Genomic DNA, 26,653 nt, shown 5'->3' on the forward strand with positions numbered 1-26,653 from the left:
TGGCGGGTCACACGCACTCCATGACGTCCAGCGACGCAACGACCCACCCCGCCCCGCAGAGCGGGAAGAAGAGCGCACCCCGTCCCGGACGGGGCTGGCTGAAGGTTCTCGGCATCTGCGCGGCCGTGATGGCCCTGCTGTTCGCCGGTGGCCGGCTCAGTCTTCTGCCGGGCCTCGACAGCCTCTTCGGGGAGAAGACCCACGACCGGTCCGGTCCCGCGGTCCTCAAGTCGATCCAGGACATGAGCGCGTACGAGGCGGCCTCGGGCAACTTCCAGGTCGTCGTCGACCTGGAGAAGGACGCGAAGTTCCTGCCCGACGCCGTGCGCGGGACCCGCACCCTCTTCGTCGGCGCGGGCACCGTGGGCGCCTCCGTCGACCTGGGGAAGGTCACCGAGAACGGGGTGGTCGTCAACGAGGACCGCACGACCGCCGAGATCCGGTTGCCGCACGCGAAGCTGGGCAAGCCGGCGCTCGACCCGGACCGCTCCTACGCCGTCTCCAAGCAGCGCGGCATCCTCGACCGGCTCGGCGACCTCTTCTCCGACAACCCGAGCAGTGAACAGGCGGTCAACCAGCTGGCCGTCAAGCACATCGGCGAGGCGGCGAAGGAGAGCGGGCTGACGGCCCGCGCCGAGAAGAACACCGCCGACATGCTCAAGGGTCTGCTCGGTTCCCTCGGGTTCGAGCGCGTGACGGTTCGCTACGGCGACGACCAGGGCTGACGGACCCCAGGGGCGGGCCCGGAGGCCGTTCAGCAGGGTCCGGGCCCGCCCCTCGTACCGCTCGCACCCGTCCCGCCACTCCCGCCTCTCCCTTGACGCGTACGCGGCGATGAGTATGGTCTAGGCCAAGTGCAAAACCTTTCCGGCACCTGTCATCAGGCTTGTCCGGCAAGGGATTTGCAGCCCTTCGCGCCTCGTTGGCCCCACACTCGCGAGGTCTCGCCGCCGAAGCCGGGCCCCCCACGGCCCGCCACCGCGCGGTGCGGTCTCATGTGAAGGAGAAGCATGCACGCCAAAAGGAAGACCGCACTGGCCGTCGGCGCCCTGCTCGGCCCGGTCCTCGCCCTGAGCCTCCCGGCGAGCTCCGCCAGCGCCCACGGCTACATCTCCGACCCGCCCAGCAGGCAGGCCCAGTGCGCCGCCGGAACGGTCAGCTGCGGTGCGATCAGCCATGAGCCGCAGAGCGTGGAAGGCCCCAAGGGCCTCACCAGTTGCAGTGGCGGCAACAGCGGGTTCGCCGAGCTCGACGACGACTCCAAGGGCTGGACCGTCACCCCGGTGAACCGCACACAGCAGTTCGAGTGGAAGCTCACCGCCCGCCACGCCACCAGCACCTGGCAGTACTACGCGGGCGGCGAGAAGATCGCCGAGTTCGACGACGGCGGGGCCCAGCCCGGCGCGACCGTCACCCACCAGGTCGACTTCGGCGGCAAGACCGGCCAGCAGAAGGTCCTCGCGGTCTGGAACGTCGCGGACACCACGAACGCCTTCTACGCCTGCATCGACGTCAACGTCAGCTAGCCGAACCTCTGTTCCGTCAGTCGAACCTTCCGTTCCGTCCACCGCGCCCCGGCCGGGCCCGAGCTCCTCCCGGCCGGGGCGCGGTGCTGCTCCGGCGCGTCCGAGCACGGCATGGCGCAGATACTCCACCGTAGTCGAACGGTTACCCTTCGTCAGTTGTCCGATCGATCGTCAGCGCCTGAGGGGATCCCCGAATGAACCGTATGCGTACCGTACTTGCCGCGCTCGGCATCACCGCCGGACTGATCACAGCGCCCGCCGCGAGTGCCGCACCGCAGCCCGACGCGCCCGCCGCCGACCGGCACGAACCCTGCACCGGCGCATACCGAGGCGACGCCCGGCTCGGCCCGAAGTGGCTGCCGAACAACCGCCTGGCCCCGGTCGGCCCCCTCCTCAAGGGCTATCAGCGCACCGGCAACCTCTCCCCGCAGAACTTCCTCAAGAAGTACTGGGAAGGGCCCGCCGACACCGGAAGCTGGAAGTACCCGCCCAACGACGGCTTCGGCGAGGTCAACGGGGAGATCGACAAGGAACCCGCCAAGCTCCGCGCCGGCCAGCGGCTCGACCGGTTCGGCTCCGAGTACGGCGGCTATCTGGCCCCCGCCGGCGACGCCTACGCCGAACGCGCCCTGCCGCCGCAGAACCTCAACACCCGTGAGGCGGCGACCCCCTGCGACTACCGCGTCTACAAGGTGGCGAAGCCCTTCTGGGTCTGGCAGGGCAGCATCGCCCCGTGGTTCGAGCAGCCCGGCGGCGGACAGCAGATCAAGCTCGACCCCGTCTTCCTGAACCCGGGCGAGGGAGAGCGGCTGAACGTGAAGTGGCTGCTGGACCACGGCTACCTCACGCCCGCCGGCGCGTAACACCCCGTGGACCGCGAGGCGTTGCACGCCGCACTCGTCGAGGGCCGTGTCCCCGGCGGCTATTACCGCATCGAAGGCGTCCACGAGCCCACCCCCACCCCGCCCGACTTCCTCTTCCTGCGCCGGGCGGCGGACGGCGGGTGGGAGACCGGGGCGTACGAGCGCGGCCGGGACGAAGTCATCGCCCGCCACCCGGACGAGGCCGCCGCCTGCGCCCACCTGCTGCGGCTGCTCGTCTGACCTCGCCCGCCGACCGTACGGGAACGGCGAAGCCGCCCGCCCGCGGTCGACCGGGCGGAGGCGGCCATCGGGCGCCCCCGGGTGCGCGAGGCGGCGGCCGGCGCGTGTGTCGGAGCGTGGTTCGCGCGGGCCGGGAGGCGAAGGTGAACGCATGAACAGTGCGCACATGCTCGCCGAAGCGTTCGACCGCGTCAGGGAGGCCGTCCACGCCGCCGCCGAAGGACTGGGCCCCGAGGATCTCAACGCCAGGCTCGACGACGGAGCGAACTCGGTCTCCTGGCTGATCTGGCACCTCACCCGGGTCCAGGACGACCACATCGCCGACGCCGCCGGGACCGAGCAGGTCTGGCTCACGAAGGGCTGGGCCGACCGCTTCGGGCTCCCGTTCGACCGGGCGGCGACCGGATACGGGCACAGCGCCGAAGAGGTCGCCGCCGTCCGCGTCGACTCCGCCGAACCGCTGCTCGGCTACTACGACGCGGTCCACGAACAGACCCTGGCCTTCATCCACGGACTGGACGGCCGCGCCCTCGACCGGATCGTCGACGAGGCGTGGTCGCCCCCGGTGACCCTGGGCGTCCGGCTGATCAGCGTCGTCGCCGAAGACCTCCAGCACGCGGGGCAGGCCGCCTTCGTCCGGGGCGTACGGGAACGCGCCTGAGCTCCGGCGGCGGACGAAGCGCCTCCGCACCCCGTGCACCCGCCTGACAGCGGTGCCATACTCGAAAGCAGTCCGCCACACAGGCTTGTCATCGTCCGAAAGGCGACTCGTATGAGCTGGGCATCGTGGACGACCAGCGGTGTCTTCGCGGGGACCGGCGGAGTCCGCACCGAAGAAGCAGGCATCCTGAGCGGAGACCTCACGGTGCACACGACGTGGTCCGACGGTCAGGCGTCGGTGGCCGTGCAGTACAGCGGCTCCTCGGACTGGTTCACCCTGGCCGGCAGCCCGGTGCCGTGCGCCTCCGAGGAGGAGAGCCGCGCGTTCCACCAGAGCGTCGTCGAGGCCGTACGCGCCGGAGCGGGCGCCTCCGTGCCTCCGGACGGGGCCGCCCCCGCCGTACCGCCCTCACCCGCCTCCTGAGAAGCCGTCCCGCCTCCCGGAAGGCCGCCCGGTCTCCCGGGGAAGTCCGGCCCACGCGGCGACCACTGCGTATCCACCGCCCCATAGAGTGACCGGACAAGATCCGTTCCCCCACCGGGACGGGCGGGCGGGACACGGGGCGAGGAGCGGCGTAATGGTGCGTGCGGGTGCACGGCGGACGCGGACGAGGAAACAACGGCCGTTCTGGGTGGAGCTCCCGCTCCTCATCGGAATCGCCCTGGTCCTGGCCCTGCTCATCAAGACCTTTCTCGTCCAGGCGTTCTCCATCCCGTCCGACTCCATGCAGAACACCTTGCAGAAGGGCGACCGGGTCCTCGTCGACAAATTGACCCCGTGGTTCGGATCGGAGCCCGAGCGCGGCGAGGTGATCGTCTTCCACGACCCGGCGGGCTGGCTCGACAACATGGCCGTCGACCCGCCCAACACCGTGCAGAAGGTGCTCAGTTTCGTCGGGGTCATGCCGTCGGCCGAGGAGAAGGACCTCATCAAGCGGGTCATCGGAGTCGGCGGCGACACCGTCGAGTGCGCGGGCGACGGACCGCTGAAGGTCAACGGCGCCGCCCTGGACGAGCCCTATGTGTTCCCCGGGAACACCCCGTGCAGCAACGACGACGGCGGAACCTTCAAGGTCACCGTCCCGCACGGAAAGCTCTGGTTGATGGGCGACCACCGCCAGGCGTCCTCGGACTCGCGCTACCACCGCGACGACCCCAACAACGGGATGGTCCCGGTGGACCAGGTCGTCGGCCGTGCCGTCGTCATCGCCTGGCCGGTCGACCGCTGGAGCAGCCTGCCCGTCCCCGACGCCCTCTCCACCGCGGCCGGGGCGGCGGCCCTCCCGGGCTCGGCGGTCGCGGTCGCCGCCGCCCCTCTCGTTTTGCTGCGCCGCCGCCGGGCGTCGCACTGACGGCGGCCGACCGCCCGGCGGCGGGCGCGGACTACCCGGGCCGCCCGAACTTCCTTACGTAGCGGCGCTGCCACGGAGTCTCGACCGCCCGCGGGTGATAGCCGCGGCGGACGAACGCCACCGCGTCCTCGGCGGGGACCCCGTCCAGAACCGCCAGACACGCCAGTGCCGTCCCGGTCCGGCCGATCCCGCCTCCGCAGGCGACCTCGACCCGCTCATCAGGGGCCCGTCGCCAGACTTCCCCCAGAAGCTCGCGGGCCTGGGCGGGGTCCGCCGGCAGCCGGAAGTCCGGCCATCGCAGCCATCGGGACTCCCATTGGACCGGGGGAGGGGTACGCCCCAGCAGATGGACGGCGAAGTCCGGCTCGGGACCTTCGGGCAAGGGGTTGCGCAGCCCCCGGCCGCGTATCAGGCGTCCGGAGGGCAAGGTTAGTACGGCGCGTTCGGCCGCGTCCCAGCTGTCGTTCATGCTGCTCAACCTAGCGGCCGGAAGAGGGCCGGGGGGAGCGAATGGGGTGCAAGATCAGAGATCGTGCACCCCATTCGCTCGACGTTCCCTCCCCGTGGCGGGGCTCAGGCGGTGACGCCCACCCGGGGCTCGGCGGCCGCGGCCCCCGCCTCTCCTGCCGGAACCGCCGACTCCCGGCGGGCGCCCTTGAGCAGGACGACCAGCGCGGCCGCCACGAAGGTGCCCACGGCGATCGCCAGCAGGTACAGATACGGTTCGCCGATCAGCGGGACGACGAAGGCGCCGCCGTGCGGAGCGCGCAGCGTGCACCCGAAGGCCATCGACAGCGCACCGCTGACCGCGCCGCCCGCCATCACCGAGGGGATCACCCGCAGCGGGTCGGCGGCGGCGAACGGGATGGCGCCCTCGGTGATGAACGAAGCCCCCAGCACCCAGGCCGCCCGGCCGTTCTCCCGCTCGGTCCTGGTGAACAGCTTCTTGCGTACGGTGGTGGCCAGCGCCATCGCCAGCGGCGGGACCATCCCCGCCGCCATGACCGCGGCCATCACCTTGAGGCTGCCCTCGGTCGGATCGGCGAGCCCGCCGACCGCGAAGGCGTAGGCCACCTTGTTCAGCGGGCCGCCCATGTCGAAGCACATCATCAGGCCGAGGACGATGCCGAGGATGACCGCGTTGGAGCCCGACAGACCGTTCAGCCAGTCCGTGAGGGCGCTTTGCAGCGCGGCGATCGGCTTGCCGACGACGATGAACATCAGGAACCCGACGACCGCCGACGCGATCAGCGGGATCACCAGCACCGGCATGATCCCGCGCAGTGTCGCATGGACCGGGACCCGCTGGATGGCCATCACCACGGCACCCGCGAGCAGACCGGCGACCAGACCGCCGAGGAAACCCGCGTCCACGGTGAGCGCGATCGCCCCGCCCACGAAACCGGGCACCAGCGCGGGACGGTCCGCCATCCCGTACGCGATGTACCCGGCCAGCACCGGCACCAGGAAGCCGAACGCGGCCGAACCGATCTGGTTGAGCAGCGCGGCCCAACTGTCCGCCCGGCCCCACACGAAGTGGTCGGCGACCGACTTGGCGTCCGCGATCTCGTAGCCGCCGATGGCGAACGACAGCGCGATCAGCAGGCCGCCGGCGGCGACGAACGGCACCATGTAGCTCACGCCGGACATCAGATACGTACGCAGCCGGACTCCGAAGTGCGCACCGCCCGCACCACCGGACTCATCGTCCTCACCGGCCCCCGGTCCGTCCCCGCCCTGCGGTACGGCGGCGATCTCGCCGCGCTCCGCCTTGCGGCGGGCCTCGGCGATCAGCTCGGCGGGCCGGTTGATGCCCGCCTTCACCCCGACGTCCACGAGCGGCTTGCCCCGGAAGCGGGCCTTCTCCCGCACCTCGACGTCGTGCGCCCAGATGACCGCGTCGGCCCGGGCGATGACGGCGGGATCCAGCTTGCTGAACCCGGCCGAACCCTGGGTCTCCACCGCCACCTCTATCCCCTCGGCGCGGCCCGCCGCCGTCAGGGACTCGGCGGCCATATAGGTGTGCGCGATGCCGGTGGGGCAGGAGGTGACGGCGACGATCCGGAAGGGGCCGTCCCCGCCGGCCGCCGCCCCCTCAGGCACGACGGCCTCCTTCTCCGACCCATCGGCCTCCGACCCATCGGCCTCCGGCGCGGGACCCTGGGCGGGCGCCTCGCCCGCGGTCGGCGCGGTCTCCTCGGCGGGCTCCTCGCCCCGGATCAGCGCGGCGACCGCGCCCGGGTCCCCGCCGGCGCGCAGGGCCGCGGTGAACTCCGGATCCATCAGCCTGCGGGCCAGCCCCGACAGGATCGTCAGATGGTCGTCGTCCGCCCCGGCCGGCGCGGCGATGAGGAAGATCAGGTCGGCGGGCCCGTCCGCCGCGCCGAAGTCGACGCCCCGGGAGCTGCGCCCGAAGGCCAGCGTCGGGGCGCTCACATGCTCGCTCCGGCAGTGCGGGATGCCGATCCCGCCGTCGAGGCCCGTGGGCATCTGCGCCTCACGGGCGGCGACGTCGGCGAGGAAGCCGTCGAGGTCGGTGACGCGGTGCGCGGTCACCATCCGCTCGGCGAGCGACCGCGCGGCGGCGTCCTTCGTTTCGGCGGACAGATCGAGGTCGACCAGTTCCGCGGTGATCAGCTCGCTCATCGCGGTGCTCCTTGCTCGGGGACCGCCCTGCGGCGGCTCGGGGGACATGGGGGCGGCGGGCTCGTTCGGGCGGGCCCCGGGGCGGGGCGTGCGGCGTTCACGCGGGCGGCGTTCACGGGGCGGGCTCGGTCAGCGGGCGGTCCAGAGGGATGTCGGCGCTGACCGCGACCGCCGGCAGATCGAGATCGGCCGGGGCGGGCATGAGGCTCCCCGCCAGCTGCACCGCCGCCGCACCGTGGGCGACGGCCGAGACGAGCGCCCGAGGCCCCTGCCCGCCCGCCGTCAGGAAGCCGGCGAGGGAGGCGTCCCCGGCGCCGACGTTGCTGCGTACGGTCTCCACGCGGGCGGTCGCGAAATACGAGCCCGACGCCTCCACCAGCAATTGCCCATCGGCCCCCAGGCTGGCCAGTACGGACCGGGCTCCGCGCTCGCGCAGCTCCTCGGCTGCCTTCAGCGCGTCGCCCACCGTGGCGAGGGGGCGGCCGACCGCCTCGGCCAGCTCCTGGGCGTTGGGCTTGATCACGTCCGGCTCCTCCCTCAGGGCGGCGGTCAGCGCCGCTCCGGAGGCGTCCAGCGCGATCCGCGTACCGGCCCGGTGGCCGCGCGCGACCAGCTCCGCGTACCACCGGGGCGGCAGTCCGCGCGGCAGGCTTCCGCAGCACGCGATCCAGTCGGCGGCCGCGGAACGGGTCCGCACCGCCTCCAGCACGTCCTCCGCCTCGGCGGCGCTGAGCTCGGGCCCGGCGGCGTTGACCTTGGTGAGGGTGCCGTCCGCTTCGACGAGCGTGACGTTGATCCGGGTGCTGCCGGCGACCGGCACCCCGGCGGCCTCGATGCCGTGCTCCCCGAGCAGCCGGGCGAGCAGCGCCCCCTCCGGCCCGCCCATCGGGGCGACGGCGACCGTGCGGTGCCCGGCCGCCGCGACCGCCCGGGAGACGTTGACGCCCTTGCCGCCCGGGTCGACGCGGTCCGCCGTGGCCCGCAGGACGCCGCCGCGGACCAGGCCGGGCAGCTCGTAGGTCCGGTCCAGGCTGGGGTTGGGGGTGACGGTGAGGATCATGCGCGCACTACTTCCGTGCCCCGGCTCTCGATGGAGCGGGCGTCGTCGGGGCTGAGGCCCGTGTCGGTGATGAGGAGGTCCACGTCGGTGAGGTCGCCGAAGCGGGCGAAGTGCCGCTGCCCGAACTTGCCCGAGTCCGCGAGCAGGACGACCCGCCGGGCGGCCTTGACCACCGCGCGCTTCACGGCGGCCTCGGCGAGGTCGGGCGTGGTGAGGCCGCTGTCGGGCGCGAACCCGTTGGTGGCGAGGAAGACGACGTCGGCGCTGATCTCGGCGTACGAGCTGAGCGCCCAGGCGTCGACCGCCGCCCGCGTCCGGTGCCGGACCCGGCCGCCGACCAGGTGCAGCGCGATGCCGGGGTGATCCGCGAGGCGGGCGGCGACCGGCAGTGCGTGCGTCACCACGGTCAGCGCGGCGTCGACGGGGAGGGCGGCGGCGAGCCGGGCCGTCGTGGTGCCGGCGTCGATGATCACATTGCCGTCTACGGGGAGCTCGGCCAGCGCGGCCTGCGCGATGCGGTCCTTCTCGTCAGCGGCCACCGAATCGCGCTCGGCGAGGTCGGGCTCGAAGTCGAGCCGTCCCGCCGGAATGGCGCCACCGTGCACCCGGCGCACCAGCCCCGCCCGGTCGAGGACCTTGAGGTCGCGCCGGATGGTCTCGGCGGTCACCTGGAACACCTCGGCCAGGGACAGCACGTCGACCCGGCCGCTCTCCTGGGCGAGGCGGAGGATCTCCTGCTGACGCTCCGGTGCGTACATGTGGTTTCGTATCCGTTTCATGCCCGAGTCTGTGGATTCTCGCTCAGATTACGTTCGTGGTGCGGGAATGTAAACACAATCGGGCGAGAAGTGGGCATGGATGGAGATCGGTCGGCATCCGGGGAACGGAAAAAAAGGGGAGACGCTGAGCGCGCGGGGCGGCGGGACGCACCCGTGATCAGTGCGTCCCGCCGCCCCGCGCGCTCAGTGCCTTCTGGAGACGCCTTCGCTCAGCGGCCGGGCCAGCAGAGGGGCCCCGGGGGCCTGATGCCCTCCGCTGGCGAGCATGCGGACCTCGCCCCGGTCGCTGATCTCGGCGCGGACGATGCCCGTCTCGTCCTCGTACACGGGAAATCCGCCCGCCCCGGTCCGGTCGGTCAGCCGGACGGTGACCACGTCGTCCTCGGCGCCGGACATCTGGAAGATGAGTTCGTAACGCTCCGTGTGATCCATGTGATCCATGACGGCCTCCCGGCCGGGCCTCGGCGACATCGGCCCCGCCCCCATTGTTTCCCACCGGGGCGAGCACCGCCCGGGGGAGCGGCGTCAGGAGCTTGGCGACGGCCAACGGGCGGAGGTGTCCGGTCGATCGGGTGACTCGGGGCGGTAGGACAACATGACTGGTCGCCGGAAGGGCTAGGCATGCGTGCATGAGACTTGAGCCCCGACGAACCAGCCGTCTTTCCCTACGCTCCCGCAACCTCAAGGTGACGGGAGCCGCGTGCGTGGCGGCCGCCGCCCTCCTGCTGACGGCCTGTGGTCAGAGCACGGACAGTGCGACGTCCGCGGCCACCTCCGAGGCCGCGAAGGTCCTGCCGCAGCAGACGACGTCGGCGTCGCCCGGTGCGGAGCTGACCGAGGACCAGCAGGAACGCAAGAAGGTGCTGGACGCCACGAAGGTCACCTTCGACGACGCCGCGAAGACGGCGGTCGGTGAAGTGGCCGGGAGCAAGCTGGTCGACCTGGACCTGGAGGGCGTCGACGACGACGACCGCGACGAGAGCCCCAGCCCGACCGCCACCGGCAGCCCGACCGGCGACGCGACGGGAAGCCCCAGCCCGACGAGCACGGCCAGTCCGACCGCCACCGGCAGCCCCACGGCGACCGGCTCCCCGAGCGCGAGCCCGGGAGCCGATGGTCCCGTCTGGGTCGCGGAGGTCGCCGAGAAGGACGGCACGATCCACACCGTGCGGGTCAACGCGGTCGACGGCAAGGTGATCGAGGCCCGCGTCGACGCGGACCAGGACGCGGACGACAAGCGCGAGACGGCCCAGTGGCTCTCCGAGGCCACGCAGACGCCCGAGCAGGCGGCCAAGGTGGCCACCGAGAAGAAGAAGGGGACGGTCACCTCCATCAGCCTGGACGACAACGACGGCAAGGGCGTGATCTGGTCGGTCGACGTGGTCGGCTCGGACTGGAAGAAGACCACGTTCGACGTGGACGCCAAGAACGACACCATCGTCCGCGAGGAGACCGACAAGGACTGACCGTCCCCGGACGGCGTCGGCCTCGGTGGAATGCCGCACCGGCCCGCCATCGAGGCGCTGGACAGGGGTACGCCGGATGCCGGCGTACCCCTTGCCGCTGCCCGGGGCCCGCCTTCCGCCTCTGCGCGTGCCGCCTCTGTTCCCGGCCCAACCCACCCGGCCGGCCGGCCGGTCACGGGGCCGGGGGAAACCCGTGGCGCAGATCGAGGACGTACCTCCGCCCGGGGCGGTCCCCGAAGGCGACGTCCTCCAGGGGCTCGAAGCCCGTCCGGGCCAGCACCGTGCGCGAGGCCCCGTTGTCCAGCGTCGTCTCCGCACGCAGAGCGGTGAGCCCGTACTCCGCGACCGCCGACGCGCAGACCTGCCGGACCGCCCAGGTCGCCAGCCCGCGCCCGGCGGCCTTCTCGGCCATCCGGTAGCCGAGTTCGGCGGAGCCGTTCTCGACGCCCACGAGATTGACCCGGCCCAGGACGACGCCCCCGGCGTCCTCGACCACGTGGAAGTGGTGCAGCCCCGCGCTCTGTTCGTCGAGCAGCTCGCGGTGGCGTTCGGCGAAGCCGGCGAAGTAGGCGTCGCCCCGGTCGGGGACGCAAGCGGCGAAGTACGCGCGGTTCTCCCGCTCGAAGGCGAGCAGGGCCGTGGCGTGGTCGGCGCGGAGACGGCTGACGATGGTCACACCGGGATGTTAGTCGTCCGCTCCGGCCCTCCCGGCGACCGCCGGAGCGTGCGGAGCCGGGAGCGGAGGAGCCGTGCACAGGGGGGCGGGGTTACGAGGGGAGTGGACGCTCCAGGACGTGCGCCAGCCCCCGCTCCGCGTCGTCGGTCGAGGCCCGGCGATAGGCCCGCTCGTACGCCGAGTCGCCCGCCGCCTGCCGGGCCTGGCGTTCCCACTGCTCCCGGATCGCGCTGAGCTCCGGGGTGCCGCGGTGGGGGTGGCCGATGATCCGCCAGTACGTGTGCCCCGTGCCGGACGTGCGGGCCGCGGCGACGCCGTCCCCCCGGGCGGCGATGGCTCCGGCGAGCAGGTCGAGCCCGAGGGCTATGCCGAGGCTGTCGTGCAGCTCGTGCTTGCTCGCGAGCATCGCGCGGGCATGGCTCTCGGCGAGACGGGGGCGGCCCTGCAACAGGTGGATGAGGGCGAGCTGATGGTCGGCGTAGGCCCGCCCCCAGTGCTCGCCGAAGCGCAGGCTTATCCGTTGCAGCCGGGTCGCCTCCTCGTACGCCTCGTCCAGCCGGCCGAGCGCCGACAGCGCGAAGAGCCTTATCACCCGGCAGCGCATCTGGGAGGGCGCGTCCGCGGGGTCCCCGGGATGGCGGCGCAGGGCATGGTCGCTGACCAGGTGCGCGGTCTGCGGCCGGCCCATCATCAGATAGGTGAAGCTCATGGAATGGGCCGCCGAGAGGGCCCCTTCGGCGTCCTGGCCCAGGCGGGCCGCCTCCTCGCACTCCGTACCGACGCGGCGGGCCGCCTCGTGGTCCCCCTGGAGGGTCAGCGTGATGCCGAGGGCCCACAGCGCCCGGGTGCGGTGCGGGCCGGCGGAGAGCGGCAGGGCCAGCACCCGCTCCAGATAGGTCCGGGCCTGGTGGAGATGTCCGCAGCAGCTCCAGAACAGACCGGCGCACCCGGCCATCTCCATCGCCCTCTCGGGGTCCTCGGTCAGCAGATGCTCCAGGGCCGCGCAGAGATCCGCGTGCGTGGAGGCGATCCTGCGGTACCACTGGACCTGCTGGGGGCCCAGCCAGCCCGTGTGCGCCTGCACGGCCGTCTGCGCGAAGTGCCGGGCGTGCCGGTCCGCGAGCAGTGAGTCCTCCGCGAGCTCGGTGAGCCACATGGCGCCGTACTCGCGCAGCGTGTCCAGCATCCGGTAGCCGCCGCCGGTCCGCCGGAGCACGGACTGCTCGGCGAGACTCTCCAGCGCGGGCGCGACCTCTTCGGCCCCGAGGGGCCCGCCCGCGCACACCGCCTCGGCGTCGGGCGTCATGATGACGCCGCGGAAGACGGACAGCCTGGCCCACAGCAGGCGTTCGAGCGGCGCGCACAGCTCGTGGCTCCAGCCGATCGTGGTGCGCAGGGCGCGGTGGCGGCGGGGCCAGAGCGTCTCGTCGCTGAGGGCGTCCAGCCGCGAAGCCAGCCGTCCGGTGATCTCCTGCGCGCTGCTCTCGCGGAGCTGGGCGCAGGCCAACTCGACGGCCAGCGGTATCCCTTCGAGCCGGCGGCAGATCTCGGCCACGGCGGCCGTGTCGCCCGGCGCGTCCAGCGACAGCCCCGGAACGACGGCGGCGGCACGTTCGTGGAAGAGCCGGACGGCTTCGTCGCCCTCGTCGCCCGCGGACAGCGGGGGCACCTCTATGGTGTGCTCGCCCTCGGCCCCCAGCACTTGTCTGCTGGTGACCAGGACGGTCAGCCCGGGTGCGGCGGCGAGCAGTTCGGTGACCAGCTGCCGGCAGGAGTCGACGACCCGCTCGCAGCAGTCGAGGACGAGCAGCAGACGTCGCTCGGAGAGCCATTCGCACAGTGCGGCCACCGGGCGGCGCGGGCTGTGGTCGAGGAGCCCGACGCCGTCGCAGACCGTCGTGGTGAGCAGTTGGTCGTCGTGCAGGTGGGACAGGTCGGCCCACCACACGCCGTCCTCGTACCGGTCCTGGACGCGCTCGGCGCTCCGCAGAGCGAGCCGGCTCTTGCCGACTCCGCCGCTGCCGCTGAGCGTGACCAGCCGGTGGTCTCGAAGTGCCCGGTCGATGCTGTCCAGTTCGCTGCCGCGACCGACGAAACTGGTCGTCACGACGGGAAGGTTGCCCATCACGCAGGCCATCCTGCCTCGCCGGGTCCCACGACCTCCGTTCATAGCGAAAAGCAGTCAGAAACGGCCGACAATGGCTCCTTCTCGATCGAAAGCCGAAGCCATGCGGAACATGTCGGGTGCTGACTCCCCGGCCCTCCGGCCGGAGCCCCTGCGTTACGTTGCTGCCATGACGAACCCCCCGCTCGCCGCCGGTCCCGAGCCGCGGCCGACCTGCTCCGAGCCGCAGACGGAGCACCCGGAGATCACTTACATCGGGTGCGCCCGGTGCGGCACGCAGATCGCGGGGCTCGACGGCCGGTACGCCTGCTCGGGCTGCGGCTGGGTGAACGAGTGGACGGAGGGCCACCGGCCCCTGCCCACGAGCCCGGCGTGATCCGAACCACCCTGCATGCATGATCCGAACGAACGACCCGGCCTGATCCGGACGCCCCGGCCTGATCCGAGTGGCCCGGCATGATCCGAACGGCCCGGCATGATCCGAACGAAAGGCCCCGGGCCCCGCGCCGCCCGCTCGGGTCGGTGTTTCGGCAGGTGCGGGGCCGTCTCGCTTCCCGGCGGGAATCGCGGCGGCCCGAGCCCACCACGTACACTCGCCCCCGCCTCCGCAGACCGCGGGGGCTTTCGTACCTGACCTGACCTGACCTGACCTGACGGGACATGCGCATGAGTACCGCCGACAGCACCGAAGCACCGATCTACGCCGGCCTCGTGGAGGAGCAAGGAGACGTGCCCGCCGAGGTGCGCCGGGTGGCCGAGGAGGTCCTGCGCGACGCGGACCGCGCGATCGACTTCGGCGGCGTACGGTCGTCCGCGGCCTTTCGCTAGGGCTGTCCGAGCCATCACCGGTGCAGCGGCCGCCCGTGATGGACATGTCCATCACGAGACGATAAACGTCGTGCAACTATTGCCATATTCTTGCGTAATCGAGGCGACGGCTTACTGAAGACCGTCGTCGGCGGGAGTGGGTGGGGCCGCGGGTCGGTCAGGTCCTTCATCGGGCTCTGGCGCCACCGCGGCCACCCGGCGGCCGACCGCTGAGCGCCCCGCGCCGGTCGAGCGGCCCACGCGTTCGCGTGGAGAGCGCTCCCAAGGGGCGGCGTCGGTGCGAACAGCCTGCGTCAGCGTCTCCGCCCCGGCCTCCGCGACCTCTCGCGCCTTCAGCTCCTGCCGCGTCCCGCCCCGGGACGGCTCACCTTCCGTCGCGGGCTCTCGGTGCCTGCGGACGCCGCCGATGCGGCAGGTCCGCCGCAGCCGATCCTTCTCTCCTGAGCGGTCGAGCCCTCCTGCCTCCACAACCGCTTATCGCGTGTAACAGGCAGGAGCTGTCAATGATTTACGAAATCAACGTGACATCTTGCGGACATTCGTCGGCGGTGGTTGAGTGTGGTCCGCCGCACAGCTCCTGGCTGTGGGCTTCCCGCACTCCTGCCCTAGAGGGGTCCACCGATGAGAAGTTCTGTTCTTCGTCGTACCTGTGCCACCGCCGCCGCCACCGTGCTGGCCGTCACCGGCCTGGCCGCCTGCGACTCCGCGGGCGAGAGCGCCGCGGACGGCAAGACGCGCGTCACCGTCAACTGCTGGCCCCAGCCGAGTGCGAAGATCGACCACAAGCGGTTCGACGAGGACGTCAAGGCGTTCGAGAAGCAGAACCCGGACATCGACATCACCGCGCACGACGCCTTCCCGTGCCAGGACCCCAAGACGTTCGACGCGAAGCTGGCCGGCGGTCAGATGGAGGACGTCTTCTACACGTACTTCACCGACACCGAGCGCGTCGTCTCCATCAACCAGGCCGCGGACATCACCGAGTACGTCAAGGACCTCAAGGCGTACAAGGACATAGCCCAGCCCCTGCGCGACGCCTACACGGTCGACGGGAAGATCTACGGCGTCCCGCGCACCAACTACTCCATGGGCCTGCTCTACAGCAAGGCGCTCTTCACCAAGGCGGGCCTCGACCCGGACAAGCCCCCGGCCACCTGGCCCGAGGTCCAGGCCGCAGCCAAGAAGATCGCGGGCCTGGGCGACGGAACCGTCGGCTTCGCCGAGTACAGCGCCCAGAACCAGGGCGGCTGGCACTTCACCGCCCACATCTACTCGCAGGGCGGCTCGGTCGTCAGCGAGGACGGCAAGAAGGCCGCGGTCGACACCCCCGAGGGCAGGGCCGTCCTGCAAAACCTCAAGGACATGCGCTGGCGCGACGACTCCATGGGCGCCAAGCAGCTCCTCATCATCAACGACACCCTCCAGATGATGGGCTCCGGCAAGCTCGGCATGTACCTCGCCGCCCCCGACAACGTGCCGCGCATCGTCAAGGAGGCCGGCGGGAAGTACGAGGACCTGGCGTTCGCCCCGATGCCCGGCGGCAAGGGCACCCTGATGGGCGGCGACGGCTACATGTTCAACAAGAAGGCCACCCCGGAGCAGATCAAGGCCGGGCTCAAGTGGCTGGAGTGGACCTTCCTCACCCCCGGCCAGGGCTTCATGAACAACTACGCCCGTGCCGCCGAGGACGAGTCCCCGGTCGGCCTGCCCGAGCCGCGCCTGTTCACCGGCGCCACCGACGCCAAGGACCAGGAGCTCAAGAAGGCGTCCGCCAACGTGCCGGTGGAGAACTACCAGGCGTTCATCGACGGCGGCCAGAAGCTCGACATGAAGCTGGAGCCCAAGCACGGCCAGCAGATCTACGCCGTACTCGACGGCGCGGTCTCCGCGGTCCTCACCAAGAAGGACGCCGACATCGACCAGCTCCTCAAGGACGCCCAGTCCAAGATCGACGGAATCCTGACCCGGGGCTGAGAGCCATGAAGACCACGTCCCACCCCGCTCCACCCGCGGTGACGCGGCCCGCCGGCGCGACGTCTCCTCCCGGGGACGCCCGCCCGGCGGGCCGCGGGCCCCTCGGCCCGCTGCGCCGGAAGATCGCCGACCAGGCCACCGCCTACGCGTTCCTCATCGGCGGCCTGCTCTGCTTCATCCTCTTCTCCTGGTACCCGGCCGTCCGCTCGGTGATCATCGCGTTCCAGAAGTACACCCCCGGCTCCGACCCCCAGTGGGTGGGGACCGCCAACTTCACCCGGGTCTTCCAGGACCCCGAATTCGCGGCGGCCTGGCGCAACACGCTCACCTTCACCGTGCTCGCCCTGGTCATCGGCTTCGCGATCCCGTTCGTCATGGCCCTGGTCCTCAACGAACTCCGGCACGCCAAGGCGTTCTTCCGCGTCGTCGTCTACCTCCCGGTGATGATCCCGCCGGTGGTCAGCGCCCTGCTGTGGAAGTGGTTCTACGATCCGGGCGCGGGCCTCGCCAACGAAGTGCTCGGCTTCCTCCACCTGCCGACCTCGAACTGGACCAACGGGGCGGACACCGCCCTCGTCTCCCTCGTCATCGTCGCCACCTGGGCCAACATGGGCGGCACCGTCCTCATCTACCTCGCCGCGCTCCAGGGCATCCCCGGCGAGCTGTACGAAGCGGCCGAGCTGGACGGGGCGTCCGTCTGGCAGCGCGTCAGGCACGTCACCATCCCGCAGACCCGCTTCATCATCCTGATGCTGATGCTCCTCCAGGTCATCGCGACGATGCAGGTGTTCACCGAACCCTTCGTCATCACCGGCGGCGGCCCCGAGAACTCCACCGTCACCGTGCTCTACCTCATCTACAAGTACGCCTTCCTCTACAACGACTTCGGCGGCGCGTCCGCCCTCAGCGTGATGCTCCTGCTGGTGCTGAGCGCCTTCTCCGCCCTGTATCTGCGACTCACCCGCACCGACTGAGTAAGGAGCGGCCGCCACTCATGACCCAGACAGCTCCGCCCCCGGTACAGCAGCCGCCCGCCGCCCTCGCCGAGCGGCCGGCGGACGGCCCCGCCGAGCGGTCCGTACGCACCATCGTCTCCCCGCTCGCGCTCGCCGGACGGCGCGGCAAGGTCACGTACTGGTCGGTGTTCGCCCTCGTCGTCGTCCTCTTCGCCTTCGCGTTCCTCTTCCCCGTCTACTGGATGGTCACGGGCGCGATGAAACCGCCCGAGGAAGTGGTGCGCACCCCGCCCACCCTGGTCCCCGAACAGTGGCGGGCGACCGGCTACACCGACGCCTGGGACCTGATGCGGCTGCCGACCCACCTGTGGAACACGGTGGTCCAGGCGACCGGCGCCTGGGTGCTCCAGATCGTCTTCTGCACGGCCGCCGCCTACGCCCTGTCCAAGCTCAAGCCCGCCTTCGGCAACGTGATCCTCGGCGGCATCCTCGCCACCCTGATGGTCCCGGTCCAGGCCCTCGTCGTACCGAAGTACCTGACCATCGCGGACATGCCGCTGATCCACGTCAACCTGCTGAACGACCCGCTGGCCATCTGGCTGCCGGCCGTCGCGAACGCCTTCAACCTCTACCTGCTCAAACGGTTCTTCGACCAGATCCCGCGCGACGTCCTGGAGGCCGCCGAGATCGACGGCGCGGGCAGACTCCGTACGCTCTGGTCCATCGTGCTGCCCCTGTCCCGGCCCGTGCTCGGCGTCGTCTCGATCTTCGCGCTCGTCGCCGTCTGGCAGGACTTCCTCTGGCCCCTGATGGTCTTCTCCGACACCGAGAAACAGCCCATCAGCGTCGCCCTGGTCCAGCTCTCCCAGAACGTGCCCCTGACCGTCCTCATCGGCGCCATGGTCATCGCGAGCATCCCGATGGTCCTGATGTTCCTGGTCTTCCAGCGGCACATCATCGCCGGAATCAGCGCGGGCAGCACCAAGGGCTGACCGACCGGCAGCACCGAAGGCTCCCAGGACCCGCCGCCGCCCCCGGCTTCCCGCCCCGCTCCGGGGCGGCGGCGTCAGAACCTCCAGCTCCTCCTTGTCGCGCGGACCGGCGCACCCGCCGGCGACCGCGCCCGTCCGAAAGGAACCCGCCTTATGGAAGGCAGCCAGCTCGCCGCCGAAGACTGGTGGCGCTCGGCCGTCATTTACCAGGTCTACGTCCGCAGCTTCGCGGACGGCGACGGCGACGGCACCGGCGATCTGACGGGCGTGCGGTCCCGGCTGCCCTACCTGGCCGAACTCGGCCTCGACGCCCTCTGGTTCACCCCCTGGTACCTCTCCCCGATGGCGGACGGCGGCTACGACGTCGCGGACTACCGGGTCATCGACCCGGCCTTCGGCACCCTCGCGGAGGCCGAGAAACTCATCGCGGAAGCCCGCGAGGCAGGCATCCGCACCATCATCGACATCGTCCCCAACCACGTCTCCGACCAGCACGTCTGGTTCAAGGCGGCGCTCGCGGCGGCCCCCGGCTCCCCGGAACGCGAACTCTTCCACTTCCGCCCCGGACGCGGCGAACACGGCGAACTGCCCCCCAACGACTGGGAGAGCGAGTTCGGGGGAGTGCCCTGGACCCGGGTCGAGGACGGTGAGTGGTACCTGCACCTCTTCGCCACCGAACAGCCCGACCTCAACTGGGCCCACCCCGCCGTACGCCAGGAGCACGAGGACGTCCTGCGCTTCTGGTTCGAGCGGGGCGTCGCCGGGGTGCGCATCGACTCCGCCGCCCTCGTCGCCAAGGACCCCGCCCTCCCGGACCTCGCCGGACACCCCGGACCGCACCCGTACGTCGACCGCGACGAGCTCCACGACGTCTACCGGGGCTGGCGGGCCATCGCCGACGAGTTCGACGGCATCTTCGTCGGCGAGGTCTGGCTCCCCGACTCCGAGCGCTTCGCCCGCTACCTGCGCCCCGACGAGCTGCACACCGCCTTCAACTTCAGCTTCCTCAGCTGCCCCTGGGACGGCGAGCGGCTGCGCCGGTCCATCGACGAGACCCTCGCCGAACACGCCCCGGTCGGCGCCCCCGCCACCTGGGTCCTCTGCAACCACGACATCACCCGGACCGTCACCCGCTACGGCCGTGAGGACACCAGCTTCGCCTTCACCAGCAAGGCGTTCGGCGTCCCCAGCGACCCGGAACTCGGCGTCCGCCGCGCCCGCGCCGCCGCCCTGCTCTCCCTCGCCCTCCCCGGCTCCGTCTACCTCTACCAGGGCGAGGAGCTGGGCCTGCCGGAGGCCGACGTACCGCTGGACCGCATCCAGGACCCGATGTACTTCCGCTCCCAGGGCCGGGCCCCCGGCCGCGACGGCTGCCGCACCCCGCTGCCCTGGGCGGCCGACGAACCGTACGCGGGCTTCGGCTCGATGGTGGAGCCCTGGCTGCCGCTCCCCGAGGACTGGGCGTCCCACGCCGCCGACCTCCAGGCCACCGACCCCGCCTCCATGCTGACCCTCTACCGCGAGGCCCTGCGGCAGCGGCGCACCCTGCCCGAGCTGCGCACGGGAGAGCTGCGCTGGCTGAGCGAGGAGCGGGACCTCCTCCTGTTCGCGCGCGGCACCGCCTTCATCTGCGCGGTCAACCTGGCCGAGGAACCCGTACGGCTCCCCGCCCACACCGGCGTACTCCTCACCAGCGGCCCCCTGGACGAGGAGGGCCGGCTGCCCCGGGACACGGCGGTGTGGCTGGCGGTCTGACACCGGGGCGACGCCGCGCCCCCGGCCCCGGCTCCGGACTCCGGCAACGGCGTCCGGGGCCGGGGGCGTTCAGGAGTGCCGGCGCCTCAGCAGGGTCGTGGCGATGGCGACCTGGGAGGGTTCCAGGGCGGTCCGGCCGTCCTCGATGTCCCACAGCGCGTTCTGGAGCACCCGTCCGAGCGTCCAGCCCGTGGCCCGTCGCCGGTCCAGACCGAGGGCCTCGGTGAGCAGGTCGAACCGGTACAGCACCGTACGGTCGACACCGCCCGCCACCACCCGCTCCCAGCGGATGTCCAGGGCGGGCAGCAGCTCGAACCCGGGGTCGCCGGCCAACGGCTCGGGATCGATGGCGAGCCACGGCTCACGCTCACCGGCCAGCACGTTGCCGTCGTGCAGGTCCCAGTGGAGCAGCCGGTCGCCCGCCTCGCCGGCCAGTTCGGCCACGGCGGACGCACACGTACGCACCAGCGCCTGTTCCGCCGGATCCCGCAACAGTGGCAGAGCTCCCGGCGTCTGCCCGACCATCGCGGCGGCGACATCGGCCAGCCGCCGCATCCCCGGCGGCGCGGGCACCGCCGAAAGACGCGCCATGAGCCCCGCCAGAACCTCCGTCACCGCCGCGTCGTCCGCCACGGACGACAGCGGGCGGTCCGCTTCCAGCCGCTCCAGCAACTGCACTCCGCCGACCGGGTCTGCCGCGAGCAACCTGACCACACCGTTGCCGTCCCAGACGCGGAGACCGTCGACCACCCCGGAATTCTCCTCACCGGGCGGCTGGAGCCTGAGCACCGCCGGCGTACCGTCCGCGCGGACCACCGGCAGCACGAGGGCGGCCATGCCGTGGGCGACGGGGCCGTCCCGCCGCAGCGACCAGCGGTCCAGGAAATCCCCGGCCAGCCGGGGCAGCGCCGCCAGCCACGCCCGGCTCCGGGCGGTGCCGGGTGCGCCGTACGACGCGACCAGCGCGCCGGGAACGTCGAATCCGCCGGAAGGGACGGAAGGGACGGAAGGGACGGGGGAGGTGGAGGGGCTCATGCCGGGCAACTCCTCGGAAGGCCCCCACGGCAGGGAGCACAGGGCAGAGATCGCGATTCTGCCGGGAGGGGGACCGGACACGCTGCCCCTTTTCCGTCGACGACAGCTCGGAGCCGGGTCCGGAAACCTCAAGCACCGCAAGGCAAGGCAAGGCAAGGCACAGCAAGGCAAAGAGACGCCACGCCGCGCAACACGGCACCGGCCAGAGCCGAGCACCGCAGCGCACCCCGGATGAGTACCCGAACTCAGGTCCCCTCTCGTGGCCGCCGCGACGATGAAGGCGACCGCGAGGGCGCACTCGGCAACCCGGACCACACCGGTCGCCCCTCATCAACCGAACCGCAGGAGAACCGTGCTCAGCACCGTCGCAGCCGCTGTCGTCCCTTGTCTCGGCCGTCTGACGGTCACCTCCGACCACCGCACCGCGCCGACGCCCGGCAGCATCATCGTCGCCAACCACACGTCCCTCGCCGACCCCGGCGTCGTCCTCGCCGGGCTGCTGTGCCTCGGCGTCCAACCCGTCGTCCTGGCCGCCGCCGGACTGTGGCGCATCCCGGTCCTCGGACGCCTCCTGGAAAGCGGCGGCCATGTGCCCGTACACCGTGGTTCCCACCGGGCGGCCGACGCCCTCGACACGGCGGCCGCCGCCATCGAGGCGGGCCGCCATGTCCTGATCTACGGAGAAGGCCGGCTGCCCCGCCGTACGGATGCCGCCGAGGCGCCGCCCGAGAGCTTCCGCAGCGGCGTCGCCCGCCTGGCCCACACAACGGGCGCACCCGTGGTGCCCCTCGGCCAGGCCGGCGCCCGCCGGGTGACCTCCGGCTCGGGCGCCAAGCAGCTCTCCGGGCTCCTCACCGCCCCGGCCCGCCGCCCCCGGCTCCACGTCCACCTGGGTGCGCCGGTCCACCTGCCCCCGGGCGTCGAGGCCGCGACCAACACCGCCCACGAGGCCGTCACCACCGCCTGGCGCACGGCGGCCTGGTTCTGTACGGGAGCGGGTTCCGGCCCCCATCGAGTGGTCGCGTACGCGGGGTGACCATAGATCCATGTGCCACACCGGCTCCTCGGCCACTTAAATCACCTAGGCTCCAAGGGGCATCGCATGGCGGGGGGACAGGGATGGGTAGGGCGGGGCGAAAAGAGCGGGAGCGGGAACTGGAGGCGGAAGTGACCGCCTTCGGCGAGATGTTGGCCGAGCACAGCTTCGCTCCGGGCCGTCCCGGAACACCGCCGAAGGCGTTGGACGACTATGAGCGCGCCCTCGACGCGTACGACGCCGCCTCCCGCGCCCTGCACCGCCGGAACCGGATGGAAACCGTTCCCCAGCTGCTCCAGCAAGGCATGAGCGCAATGGTGGACCTGGAGGCCCGCGTCGCCGGCGAGCCACTGCCCCAGCGGCTTCCGCCCTGTTTCTTCGACTCGCGTCACGGGTCGGCGACCACCGAGGTCACGTGGGCCCCCGGCGACGGTGCGAAGCGCCCTATCGCCGTGTGTGCGGCCGACGCCGTACGGCTCAGCGAGGGTTCGCCCCCTGTGCCCGGCGGACATCTCACGTCGGGCGAAGAGGCCGGCGGCCCGACTCCCCACCGAGCCGGCGGCCTGTCCTTTCGATGGGCGGCCGGGCTGCTCGCGCTGCTCGTCGGCTACGCGGCCGCCCTGGTAGCCGCAGGCGACTGGCCAGGGGCCTGGGCTGCCTTCATCGTGGCCGGTAACACGGGCGCAGCGGCCTTTCTCGGGGGGCTTGTCGTCGCCGGCGCCGCGGTCGACCTGTGGGTGCTGATACGCCGCGGCCATCGGACACGGGCGACATTGGTTCGATCGGCCGGTCCGCTCGGGGCTCATAGACACGTCTACGCGGTCACCGACTCCTCCGGCCGACGGCACGAGTACACGCGGCATGCGGGTGGCGGAACCGCGAGGCCCGTGCCGATCCGGTCCGTCTGGTATCTGCCGAAAGCGGACGGCAAAGGCAAGGCGGTGGGCTCCTGGGCGCCCGTCTGGCTTCCTCTCTGCATTCTCGTCGGCCTGCCCGTCTTTCTGAGCAGCGCGGCCGTCACCCTGTACCTGATCCCGGGGCGGCTGATCACCGCTCTCCTCTCATGACCGCCGCCCCTGGGTGCGCACCGTTCGCCTGAAGTCGGGGGCGTGATCGTGCGCCCACTGACGGAAGGTGCGAGCGGGCGTTCCCGTTATCCGCTCGAGTGTGAGGTAGGCGTCGTCGTCCGGGGCGCTCGTGTCGTGGGGTTCGTCTGCGACGCCTTCGACGCCGTCGTAGCTTTCGAAGCCGAACAGGAAGTCTGCGTTGGCGGCCGCGAAGCCGCCTTGGGCCCGGTAGAAGTCGCGGGCCTGTTCGGCGGAGACCTCATCGAGCGTGATCTGTTCCCCGATCGCTTCCGCGATCAGCGCGACCTGTTCGCGTTTGGTGAGACTGTCCGGTCCTATGACCGTGTCGATCCGGCCGAGGCGACGCGGGTCGAGCAGGTCGGCGAGGATGACGTCGGCGACGTCGGCCTCATGGATGGGATGCCCGATCTGGTCGGGAAAGGGCTCCACAGCTCGGCGATCGGCCTTGATCGCTGGTCCCCATATGAGGAGTGAGTTCGTCGCGAACTCTCCGGGACGCACGATGCTCCAGCTCAGGCCGGAGTTCATGACAGCCTGCTCGACGACGGTGTTGTACGTGGTGTCGTAGCCGGCCGTCACGGCGGCGGAGGAGACCACGACCACGTGCTCGACGCCTGCCCCCTGTGCGCGGGAGACGACCGCCTCGGCGGTCTCCGGGGCCGCGATCAGGACGAGTTGTGCGACACCGTCGAAGGCGGGTCCCAGCGTGGACGGGTCGTCCAGGTCGCCGAAGAGCACGTCCGCACCGTCCGGGAGTGAGGCGCGTCGCGGGTTTCGCGACATTCCGCGCACGGTGCGGCCGGCGTCGAGCAGCCCCGCGACGACCAGGCGGCCGATCGCCCCAGTGGCCCCGGTGACAAGAATGGGAGAGATTTTCTTTGAGTGAGACATAATTTCTCACTCTAATGCGTCGGCGTATCATGGCGCAATGGAGCTCTCCCCTCAACGTGCGCGGACCCGCCGGGCGATTCTCGACGCCGCAGCAGCACAGTGGTCGCGCGATCCCACTGTCGGCCTCGGCGACATCGCCACCGCAGCCGGCGTGGGGAGAGCAACGATCCACCGGTACTTCTCCGACCGGCAGGTCCTGCACGCCGCGCTCATCACCGACTCATGGACGACGCTGCGAGCGGCGATCGAGCAGGCCGGTCCCGCCACGGACTCGGCGCTCGACGTGATCCAGCGGATCATCACCGCGATGGTGCACGAGGGCGACCGGATGAGCTTCTTGTTCACCGCCACCGATGGCACGCCCTCCGAGGCCGACGCCGGTATCGCACGAGAGGTCGACGAGCTGATCCTCGCCGAGATCGAACGAGGCCGGCGGGAAGGGGCACTCGACTCTGTTGTTCCCGCCAGGTGGATCGAGCTGATGATCTGGAGCACCGTCTACACGGGCCTGCGAGCCGCCGCCGATGGACTGGTGCCACGGCACGGCGTCGACGAACTGGTACGCCGAACCCTCCGCCGAGCGGTGAGCGAGCAGCCCACGGTGTGACGCTGCTCGCGCGGCGCTTGGGGCTTGCGCGGCGTGTGAGATTTGTGTGGTGTGAGGCTCGCACGGCGCATGAGATTCGCGCGGCGTGTGGGACTTGCGCGGCACCTGGGCCGTGGCCCCCCCGGCGCACCCCTGCGTGACCGGCCCGCGGTGACCGCGCCCGACCGCTTCCGGGGCCGCTCCCGGGTGGCGGCGTCGACTCCGGCGGCGTAGGTATGGAAGGCGTGCTGTTCCGGGGTGGACGCGTCACCTCGGCGCGCGCGGGCCGGCAGCGGCCGATGACCACAGGGCCCACACGCCGGACCGGCGCCGGCGGACGGCGGCCTGGGACCCGGGGCGAGGAGAGACGGATCCCCATGACGGCGGCAGAGCAGAGCACCCCGGCGCACGGCGTTCCGTGCTGGGTCAGTCTCATGACCCGGGACCTGCCGGCCGCACAGGACTTCTACTCCACTCTTCTCGGCTGGACCTTCCGCTCCGGCACCCTCGGCCCCGGCTTCTCCGTCGCGCACCTCGACGGCCTGCCCGTCGCCGGGATCGGGCAGATCGGGCCGGGCCTCCCCACCGCCGCTGCCTGGACCCCGTACTTCGCCGTCGCCGGAGTGGACGACACCGCCGCCCGCGTACGGGAACGCGGCGGCACGATCGCCGTCGGCCCGATCCGTCTCGGCCCCGGCAGGGGAGCGGTGGCCGCGGACCGTGACGGGGCCGGGTTCGGATTCTGGGAAGGCCGGACCCCGCCCTGGTCGATCGGCCGCGGCAGCGCCCCCGCCTCCCTGGAGCTGCGGACGAGCCATGCATTCGACGCCGCCATCTTCTACGCCGAGGTCTTCGGCTGGGACCCCGTCGAGCCCGGCGGCTGCGAGGTGGGCTATGTGTACGAGGAGGACACCGTGGTCGTACGGCAGGGCGGCAACACCCTCGCCACCCTGCGCGGCGGGGGCGAAGCCGCGTCGCCCGACCCCCGGCTGCGCCCCCGGTGGCACGTCCGCTTCCCGGTCGAGGACCTGACAGCCGCCACCGAGGCCGCGCGCGAGGCCGGCGGAACGGCCTCCCTGCCGCTGGTCTCCCCGGACGACGGCCCCCAGTCGGTGATCAGCGACCCGGACGGCGCGCTCTTCACGATCAGCGCCCGCCGGAAACCCGCCTGATCGACAGGGCGGCGGGGAAGGGGAGGGGGTTTCAGCAGGTGCGGAACACGTACCCCGGGCGTCCCGAGGGCCTTACGTCCAGATCCCGGTGGACCACGGAGAGCTTCGCGCCCACGGCGGAGCAGGCCCTGGCGAAGTCGCGGGCGGTGTACTCGATGACGAAGACCCTGTTGCCGTACGCGGCGGCGTAGTCGGCGCACTCGTCGTAGCGGCCGCACTCCTCCGCGACCGCGAAGTCGAAGCCGATCGCCTTGCGCTTCCCCAGCAGGTCAGTGGTGTTCTTCTGGCCGATCGCCAGCCCCGCCGCATGCGCCCGGGTGGCCAGCAGCTTGGCGAACGCGGCGTTGTGCGCCCGGGTGAGCCGGCCCCCGGAGCGCTCGTACGAATCCAGGTTGTCCGGCTCCACCGCCTGGAACCCGGCCTTCGCACAGCCGTCGATCCAACCGCCGACGATCTTCGCCAGGCGGGTGCGCTTGGCAGCGGTGGAGGTGTCGAGCAGTGCCTCGCCCCAGGCTTCGTCGTTGACCGGACGCCCCTTGCCGTCGCGCAGCAGCAGGTCCGGGTTCTTCTTCTGCCACTGGTCCAGTGCGTCGGGCTGGGTCTGGAAGGCGTTGACGTAACAGACGTTGTAGAGACCGCGCACCGGCTTGTCGCTCCGGTCGCGCGATACCGCCTTGACCCCGGCGGGCGGGGTGTAGGCCCCGCCGATCTGGTAGTCGAAGGCAGCGTCGGCCTTGGGGAGGACGACCTTGCGGGCGGGCTCGGCCTGGGTCCCCGTGGCGAAGGCGCTGGACAGCAGGAGCCCCGCGCCGGCCGTCGCGGCGACCCCGCCGACGAGGGCCGCGAGGGTGCGTCGGCGGCGGAGGAAGGGGGCGACGGCGTGCTTGGACATGGATGGGGCTCCTGTGCGTGGTCTGCGTACCTGCCCCCGCATCATGGACAACCGA

The 26,653-nt window shown here is 71.7% G+C and carries 28 protein-coding genes; 18 read left to right on the forward strand and 10 right to left on the reverse strand.

Going from position 1 to position 26,653, the window contains the following annotated elements; all coding sequences use genetic code 11:
- The first annotated feature begins 20 nt into the window (after positions 1-20).
- The 7 genes from ACLJPL_RS23925 to lepB all read left to right on the forward strand — a co-directional run bounded on the left by ACLJPL_RS23925 (position 21) and on the right by lepB (position 4,641).
- The gene (locus tag ACLJPL_RS23925; RefSeq protein WP_411082962.1) at positions 21-725 is read left to right on the forward strand and encodes a DUF4230 domain-containing protein; all 705 of its coding nucleotides are present in this window, start codon (positions 21-23) and stop codon (positions 723-725) included.
- A 285-nt stretch (positions 726-1,010) separates the two neighbouring features.
- A complete protein-coding gene (locus tag ACLJPL_RS23930; protein WP_411082963.1) occupies positions 1,011-1,526 on the forward strand; it encodes a lytic polysaccharide monooxygenase auxiliary activity family 9 protein in 516 nt (171 codons plus the stop codon).
- A 194-nt stretch (positions 1,527-1,720) separates the two neighbouring features.
- A complete protein-coding gene (locus tag ACLJPL_RS23935; RefSeq protein WP_411082964.1) occupies positions 1,721-2,389 on the forward strand; it encodes a TNT domain-containing protein in 669 nt (222 codons plus the stop codon).
- A gap of 6 nt (positions 2,390-2,395) precedes the next feature.
- Positions 2,396-2,629 (forward strand): hypothetical protein, encoded by a 234-nt coding sequence (locus tag ACLJPL_RS23940; protein ID WP_411082965.1) that lies wholly within the window; start codon positions 2,396-2,398, stop codon positions 2,627-2,629.
- A gap of 151 nt (positions 2,630-2,780) precedes the next feature.
- Positions 2,781-3,290 carry a mycothiol transferase gene (locus tag ACLJPL_RS23945; RefSeq protein ID WP_411082966.1) on the forward strand — a complete coding sequence of 170 codons (510 nt, stop codon included), beginning with the start codon at positions 2,781-2,783 and terminating at the stop codon, positions 3,288-3,290.
- Between the two features lie 111 nt (positions 3,291-3,401).
- Positions 3,402-3,713, forward strand: a complete 312-nt coding sequence (locus ACLJPL_RS23950) for a hypothetical protein (protein WP_411082967.1) — start codon at positions 3,402-3,404, stop codon at positions 3,711-3,713.
- 154 nt (positions 3,714-3,867) lie between these two features.
- Positions 3,868-4,641 carry a signal peptidase I gene (lepB, locus tag ACLJPL_RS23955; protein ID WP_411082968.1) on the forward strand — a complete coding sequence of 258 codons (774 nt, stop codon included), beginning with the start codon at positions 3,868-3,870 and terminating at the stop codon, positions 4,639-4,641.
- Between the two features lie 31 nt (positions 4,642-4,672).
- On the opposite strand, the gene ACLJPL_RS23960 is transcribed toward lepB, so the two are convergent.
- From ACLJPL_RS23960 to ACLJPL_RS23980, 5 genes are all read right to left on the reverse strand, one after another.
- The gene (locus ACLJPL_RS23960; protein WP_411082969.1) at positions 4,673-5,110 is read right to left on the reverse strand and encodes a protein-tyrosine phosphatase family protein; all 438 of its coding nucleotides are present in this window, start codon (positions 5,108-5,110) and stop codon (positions 4,673-4,675) included.
- Between the two features lie 104 nt (positions 5,111-5,214).
- Positions 5,215-7,287, reverse strand: a complete 2,073-nt coding sequence (locus tag ACLJPL_RS23965; RefSeq protein WP_411082970.1) for a fructose-specific PTS transporter subunit EIIC — start codon at positions 7,285-7,287, stop codon at positions 5,215-5,217.
- 112 nt (positions 7,288-7,399) lie between these two features.
- Positions 7,400-8,347: a 1-phosphofructokinase gene (gene pfkB, locus ACLJPL_RS23970; protein WP_411082971.1), complete on the reverse strand. Its 948-nt coding sequence runs from the start codon at positions 8,345-8,347 to the stop codon at positions 7,400-7,402.
- A complete protein-coding gene (locus ACLJPL_RS23975) occupies positions 8,344-9,105 on the reverse strand; it encodes a DeoR/GlpR family DNA-binding transcription regulator (RefSeq protein ID WP_411083022.1) in 762 nt (253 codons plus the stop codon). Before ACLJPL_RS23975 ends, pfkB begins: the two co-directional genes overlap by 4 nt.
- Before the next feature lie 204 nt (positions 9,106-9,309).
- Positions 9,310-9,558 (reverse strand): DUF6296 family protein, encoded by a 249-nt coding sequence (locus ACLJPL_RS23980; RefSeq protein ID WP_411083023.1) that lies wholly within the window; start codon positions 9,556-9,558, stop codon positions 9,310-9,312.
- Positions 9,559-9,755: 197 nt separating this feature from the next.
- Between ACLJPL_RS23980 and ACLJPL_RS23985 the strand changes: the two genes are divergently transcribed.
- Positions 9,756-10,592 (forward strand): PepSY domain-containing protein, encoded by an 837-nt coding sequence (locus tag ACLJPL_RS23985; protein ID WP_411082972.1) that lies wholly within the window; start codon positions 9,756-9,758, stop codon positions 10,590-10,592.
- A 172-nt stretch (positions 10,593-10,764) separates the two neighbouring features.
- Here the strand turns inward: ACLJPL_RS23985 and ACLJPL_RS23990 are convergent, their stop codons facing one another.
- Positions 10,765-11,268, reverse strand: a complete 504-nt coding sequence (locus tag ACLJPL_RS23990) for a GNAT family N-acetyltransferase (protein ID WP_411082973.1) — start codon at positions 11,266-11,268, stop codon at positions 10,765-10,767.
- Positions 11,269-11,359: 91 nt separating this feature from the next.
- The gene (locus ACLJPL_RS23995; protein WP_411082974.1) at positions 11,360-13,393 is read right to left on the reverse strand and encodes an ATP-binding protein; all 2,034 of its coding nucleotides are present in this window, start codon (positions 13,391-13,393) and stop codon (positions 11,360-11,362) included.
- Between the two features lie 169 nt (positions 13,394-13,562).
- Between ACLJPL_RS23995 and ACLJPL_RS24000 the strand changes: the two genes are divergently transcribed.
- The 6 genes from ACLJPL_RS24000 to ACLJPL_RS24025 all read left to right on the forward strand — a co-directional run bounded on the left by ACLJPL_RS24000 (position 13,563) and on the right by ACLJPL_RS24025 (position 19,898).
- Positions 13,563-13,769, forward strand: a complete 207-nt coding sequence (locus ACLJPL_RS24000) for a hypothetical protein (RefSeq protein ID WP_411082975.1) — start codon at positions 13,563-13,565, stop codon at positions 13,767-13,769.
- 290 nt (positions 13,770-14,059) lie between these two features.
- Positions 14,060-14,221 carry a hypothetical protein gene (locus ACLJPL_RS24005; RefSeq protein WP_411082976.1) on the forward strand — a complete coding sequence of 54 codons (162 nt, stop codon included), beginning with the start codon at positions 14,060-14,062 and terminating at the stop codon, positions 14,219-14,221.
- Between the two features lie 621 nt (positions 14,222-14,842).
- Positions 14,843-16,195, forward strand: a complete 1,353-nt coding sequence (locus ACLJPL_RS24010; RefSeq protein ID WP_411082977.1) for an ABC transporter substrate-binding protein — start codon at positions 14,843-14,845, stop codon at positions 16,193-16,195.
- Positions 16,196-16,200: 5 nt separating this feature from the next.
- Positions 16,201-17,169, forward strand: coding sequence for a carbohydrate ABC transporter permease (locus ACLJPL_RS24015; protein ID WP_411082978.1), 969 nt, complete (start codon positions 16,201-16,203; stop codon positions 17,167-17,169).
- A 20-nt stretch (positions 17,170-17,189) separates the two neighbouring features.
- Positions 17,190-18,143, forward strand: a complete 954-nt coding sequence (locus ACLJPL_RS24020) for a carbohydrate ABC transporter permease (protein WP_411082979.1) — start codon at positions 17,190-17,192, stop codon at positions 18,141-18,143.
- A gap of 153 nt (positions 18,144-18,296) precedes the next feature.
- Positions 18,297-19,898, forward strand: a complete 1,602-nt coding sequence (locus ACLJPL_RS24025; RefSeq protein ID WP_411082980.1) for a glycoside hydrolase family 13 protein — start codon at positions 18,297-18,299, stop codon at positions 19,896-19,898.
- 69 nt (positions 19,899-19,967) lie between these two features.
- Here the strand turns inward: ACLJPL_RS24025 and ACLJPL_RS24030 are convergent, their stop codons facing one another.
- A complete protein-coding gene (locus tag ACLJPL_RS24030) occupies positions 19,968-20,933 on the reverse strand; it encodes an aminoglycoside phosphotransferase family protein (RefSeq protein ID WP_411082981.1) in 966 nt (321 codons plus the stop codon).
- A 352-nt stretch (positions 20,934-21,285) separates the two neighbouring features.
- On the opposite strand from ACLJPL_RS24030, the gene ACLJPL_RS24035 reads away from it, so the two are divergent.
- Together ACLJPL_RS24035 and ACLJPL_RS24040 are read left to right on the forward strand one after the other, a co-directional pair.
- On the forward strand, positions 21,286-21,969 hold the full coding sequence (locus ACLJPL_RS24035) for a lysophospholipid acyltransferase family protein (RefSeq protein ID WP_411082982.1): 684 nt from the start codon (positions 21,286-21,288) through the stop codon (positions 21,967-21,969).
- A 131-nt stretch (positions 21,970-22,100) separates the two neighbouring features.
- Positions 22,101-23,036, forward strand: a complete 936-nt coding sequence (locus ACLJPL_RS24040) for a hypothetical protein (protein WP_411082983.1) — start codon at positions 22,101-22,103, stop codon at positions 23,034-23,036.
- Here the strand turns inward: ACLJPL_RS24040 and ACLJPL_RS24045 are convergent.
- Complete coding sequence (locus ACLJPL_RS24045) at positions 23,031-23,948, reverse strand: SDR family oxidoreductase (protein ID WP_411082984.1); 918 nt, start codon at positions 23,946-23,948, stop codon at positions 23,031-23,033. The two genes, ACLJPL_RS24040 and ACLJPL_RS24045, sit on opposite strands and share 6 nt — an antisense overlap.
- 37 nt (positions 23,949-23,985) lie before the next feature.
- On the opposite strand from ACLJPL_RS24045, the gene ACLJPL_RS24050 reads away from it, so the two are divergent.
- Positions 23,986-24,555, forward strand: a complete 570-nt coding sequence (locus ACLJPL_RS24050) for a TetR/AcrR family transcriptional regulator (protein ID WP_411082985.1) — start codon at positions 23,986-23,988, stop codon at positions 24,553-24,555.
- Positions 24,556-24,911: 356 nt separating this feature from the next.
- Complete coding sequence (locus ACLJPL_RS24055; protein WP_411082986.1) at positions 24,912-25,706, forward strand: VOC family protein; 795 nt, start codon at positions 24,912-24,914, stop codon at positions 25,704-25,706.
- A gap of 31 nt (positions 25,707-25,737) precedes the next feature.
- Here ACLJPL_RS24055 and ACLJPL_RS24060 read toward each other — a convergent pair whose 3' ends face one another.
- On the reverse strand, positions 25,738-26,598 hold the full coding sequence (locus ACLJPL_RS24060) for an endo alpha-1,4 polygalactosaminidase (RefSeq protein WP_411082987.1): 861 nt from the start codon (positions 26,596-26,598) through the stop codon (positions 25,738-25,740).
- Positions 26,599-26,653 lie beyond the last annotated feature (55 nt).

The organism is Streptomyces sp. cmx-18-6, assembly GCF_046548915.1.
Lineage (GTDB): Bacteria > Actinomycetota > Actinomycetes > Streptomycetales > Streptomycetaceae > Streptomyces.

Coding starts and splice junctions, on each gene's coding strand:
- ACLJPL_RS23925 (WP_411082962.1), top strand. CDS start 21: ATGACGTCCAGCGACGCAACGACCCACCCCGCCCCGCAGAGCGGGAAG.
- ACLJPL_RS23930 (WP_411082963.1), top strand. CDS start 1,011: ATGCACGCCAAAAGGAAGACCGCACTGGCCGTCGGCGCCCTGCTCGGC.
- ACLJPL_RS23935 (WP_411082964.1), top strand. CDS start 1,721: ATGAACCGTATGCGTACCGTACTTGCCGCGCTCGGCATCACCGCCGGA.
- ACLJPL_RS23945 (WP_411082966.1), top strand. CDS start 2,781: ATGAACAGTGCGCACATGCTCGCCGAAGCGTTCGACCGCGTCAGGGAG.
- ACLJPL_RS23950 (WP_411082967.1), top strand. CDS start 3,402: ATGAGCTGGGCATCGTGGACGACCAGCGGTGTCTTCGCGGGGACCGGC.
- lepB (WP_411082968.1), top strand. CDS start 3,868: ATGGTGCGTGCGGGTGCACGGCGGACGCGGACGAGGAAACAACGGCCG.
- ACLJPL_RS23960 (WP_411082969.1), bottom strand. CDS start 5,110: ATGAACGACAGCTGGGACGCGGCCGAACGCGCCGTACTAACCTTGCCC.
- ACLJPL_RS23965 (WP_411082970.1), bottom strand. CDS start 7,287: ATGAGCGAGCTGATCACCGCGGAACTGGTCGACCTCGATCTGTCCGCC.
- pfkB (WP_411082971.1), bottom strand. CDS start 8,347: ATGATCCTCACCGTCACCCCCAACCCCAGCCTGGACCGGACCTACGAG.
- ACLJPL_RS23975 (WP_411083022.1), bottom strand. CDS start 9,105: ATGTACGCACCGGAGCGTCAGCAGGAGATCCTCCGCCTCGCCCAGGAG.
- ACLJPL_RS23980 (WP_411083023.1), bottom strand. CDS start 9,558: ATGGATCACACGGAGCGTTACGAACTCATCTTCCAGATGTCCGGCGCC.
- ACLJPL_RS23985 (WP_411082972.1), top strand. CDS start 9,756: ATGAGACTTGAGCCCCGACGAACCAGCCGTCTTTCCCTACGCTCCCGC.
- ACLJPL_RS23995 (WP_411082974.1), bottom strand. CDS start 13,393: ATGGGCAACCTTCCCGTCGTGACGACCAGTTTCGTCGGTCGCGGCAGC.
- ACLJPL_RS24000 (WP_411082975.1), top strand. CDS start 13,563: ATGACGAACCCCCCGCTCGCCGCCGGTCCCGAGCCGCGGCCGACCTGC.
- ACLJPL_RS24005 (WP_411082976.1), top strand. CDS start 14,060: ATGAGTACCGCCGACAGCACCGAAGCACCGATCTACGCCGGCCTCGTG.
- ACLJPL_RS24010 (WP_411082977.1), top strand. CDS start 14,843: ATGAGAAGTTCTGTTCTTCGTCGTACCTGTGCCACCGCCGCCGCCACC.
- ACLJPL_RS24015 (WP_411082978.1), top strand. CDS start 16,201: ATGAAGACCACGTCCCACCCCGCTCCACCCGCGGTGACGCGGCCCGCC.
- ACLJPL_RS24020 (WP_411082979.1), top strand. CDS start 17,190: ATGACCCAGACAGCTCCGCCCCCGGTACAGCAGCCGCCCGCCGCCCTC.
- ACLJPL_RS24025 (WP_411082980.1), top strand. CDS start 18,297: ATGGAAGGCAGCCAGCTCGCCGCCGAAGACTGGTGGCGCTCGGCCGTC.
- ACLJPL_RS24030 (WP_411082981.1), bottom strand. CDS start 20,933: ATGAGCCCCTCCACCTCCCCCGTCCCTTCCGTCCCTTCCGTCCCTTCC.
- ACLJPL_RS24045 (WP_411082984.1), bottom strand. CDS start 23,948: ATGTCTCACTCAAAGAAAATCTCTCCCATTCTTGTCACCGGGGCCACT.
- ACLJPL_RS24050 (WP_411082985.1), top strand. CDS start 23,986: ATGGAGCTCTCCCCTCAACGTGCGCGGACCCGCCGGGCGATTCTCGAC.
- ACLJPL_RS24055 (WP_411082986.1), top strand. CDS start 24,912: ATGACGGCGGCAGAGCAGAGCACCCCGGCGCACGGCGTTCCGTGCTGG.
- ACLJPL_RS24060 (WP_411082987.1), bottom strand. CDS start 26,598: ATGTCCAAGCACGCCGTCGCCCCCTTCCTCCGCCGCCGACGCACCCTC.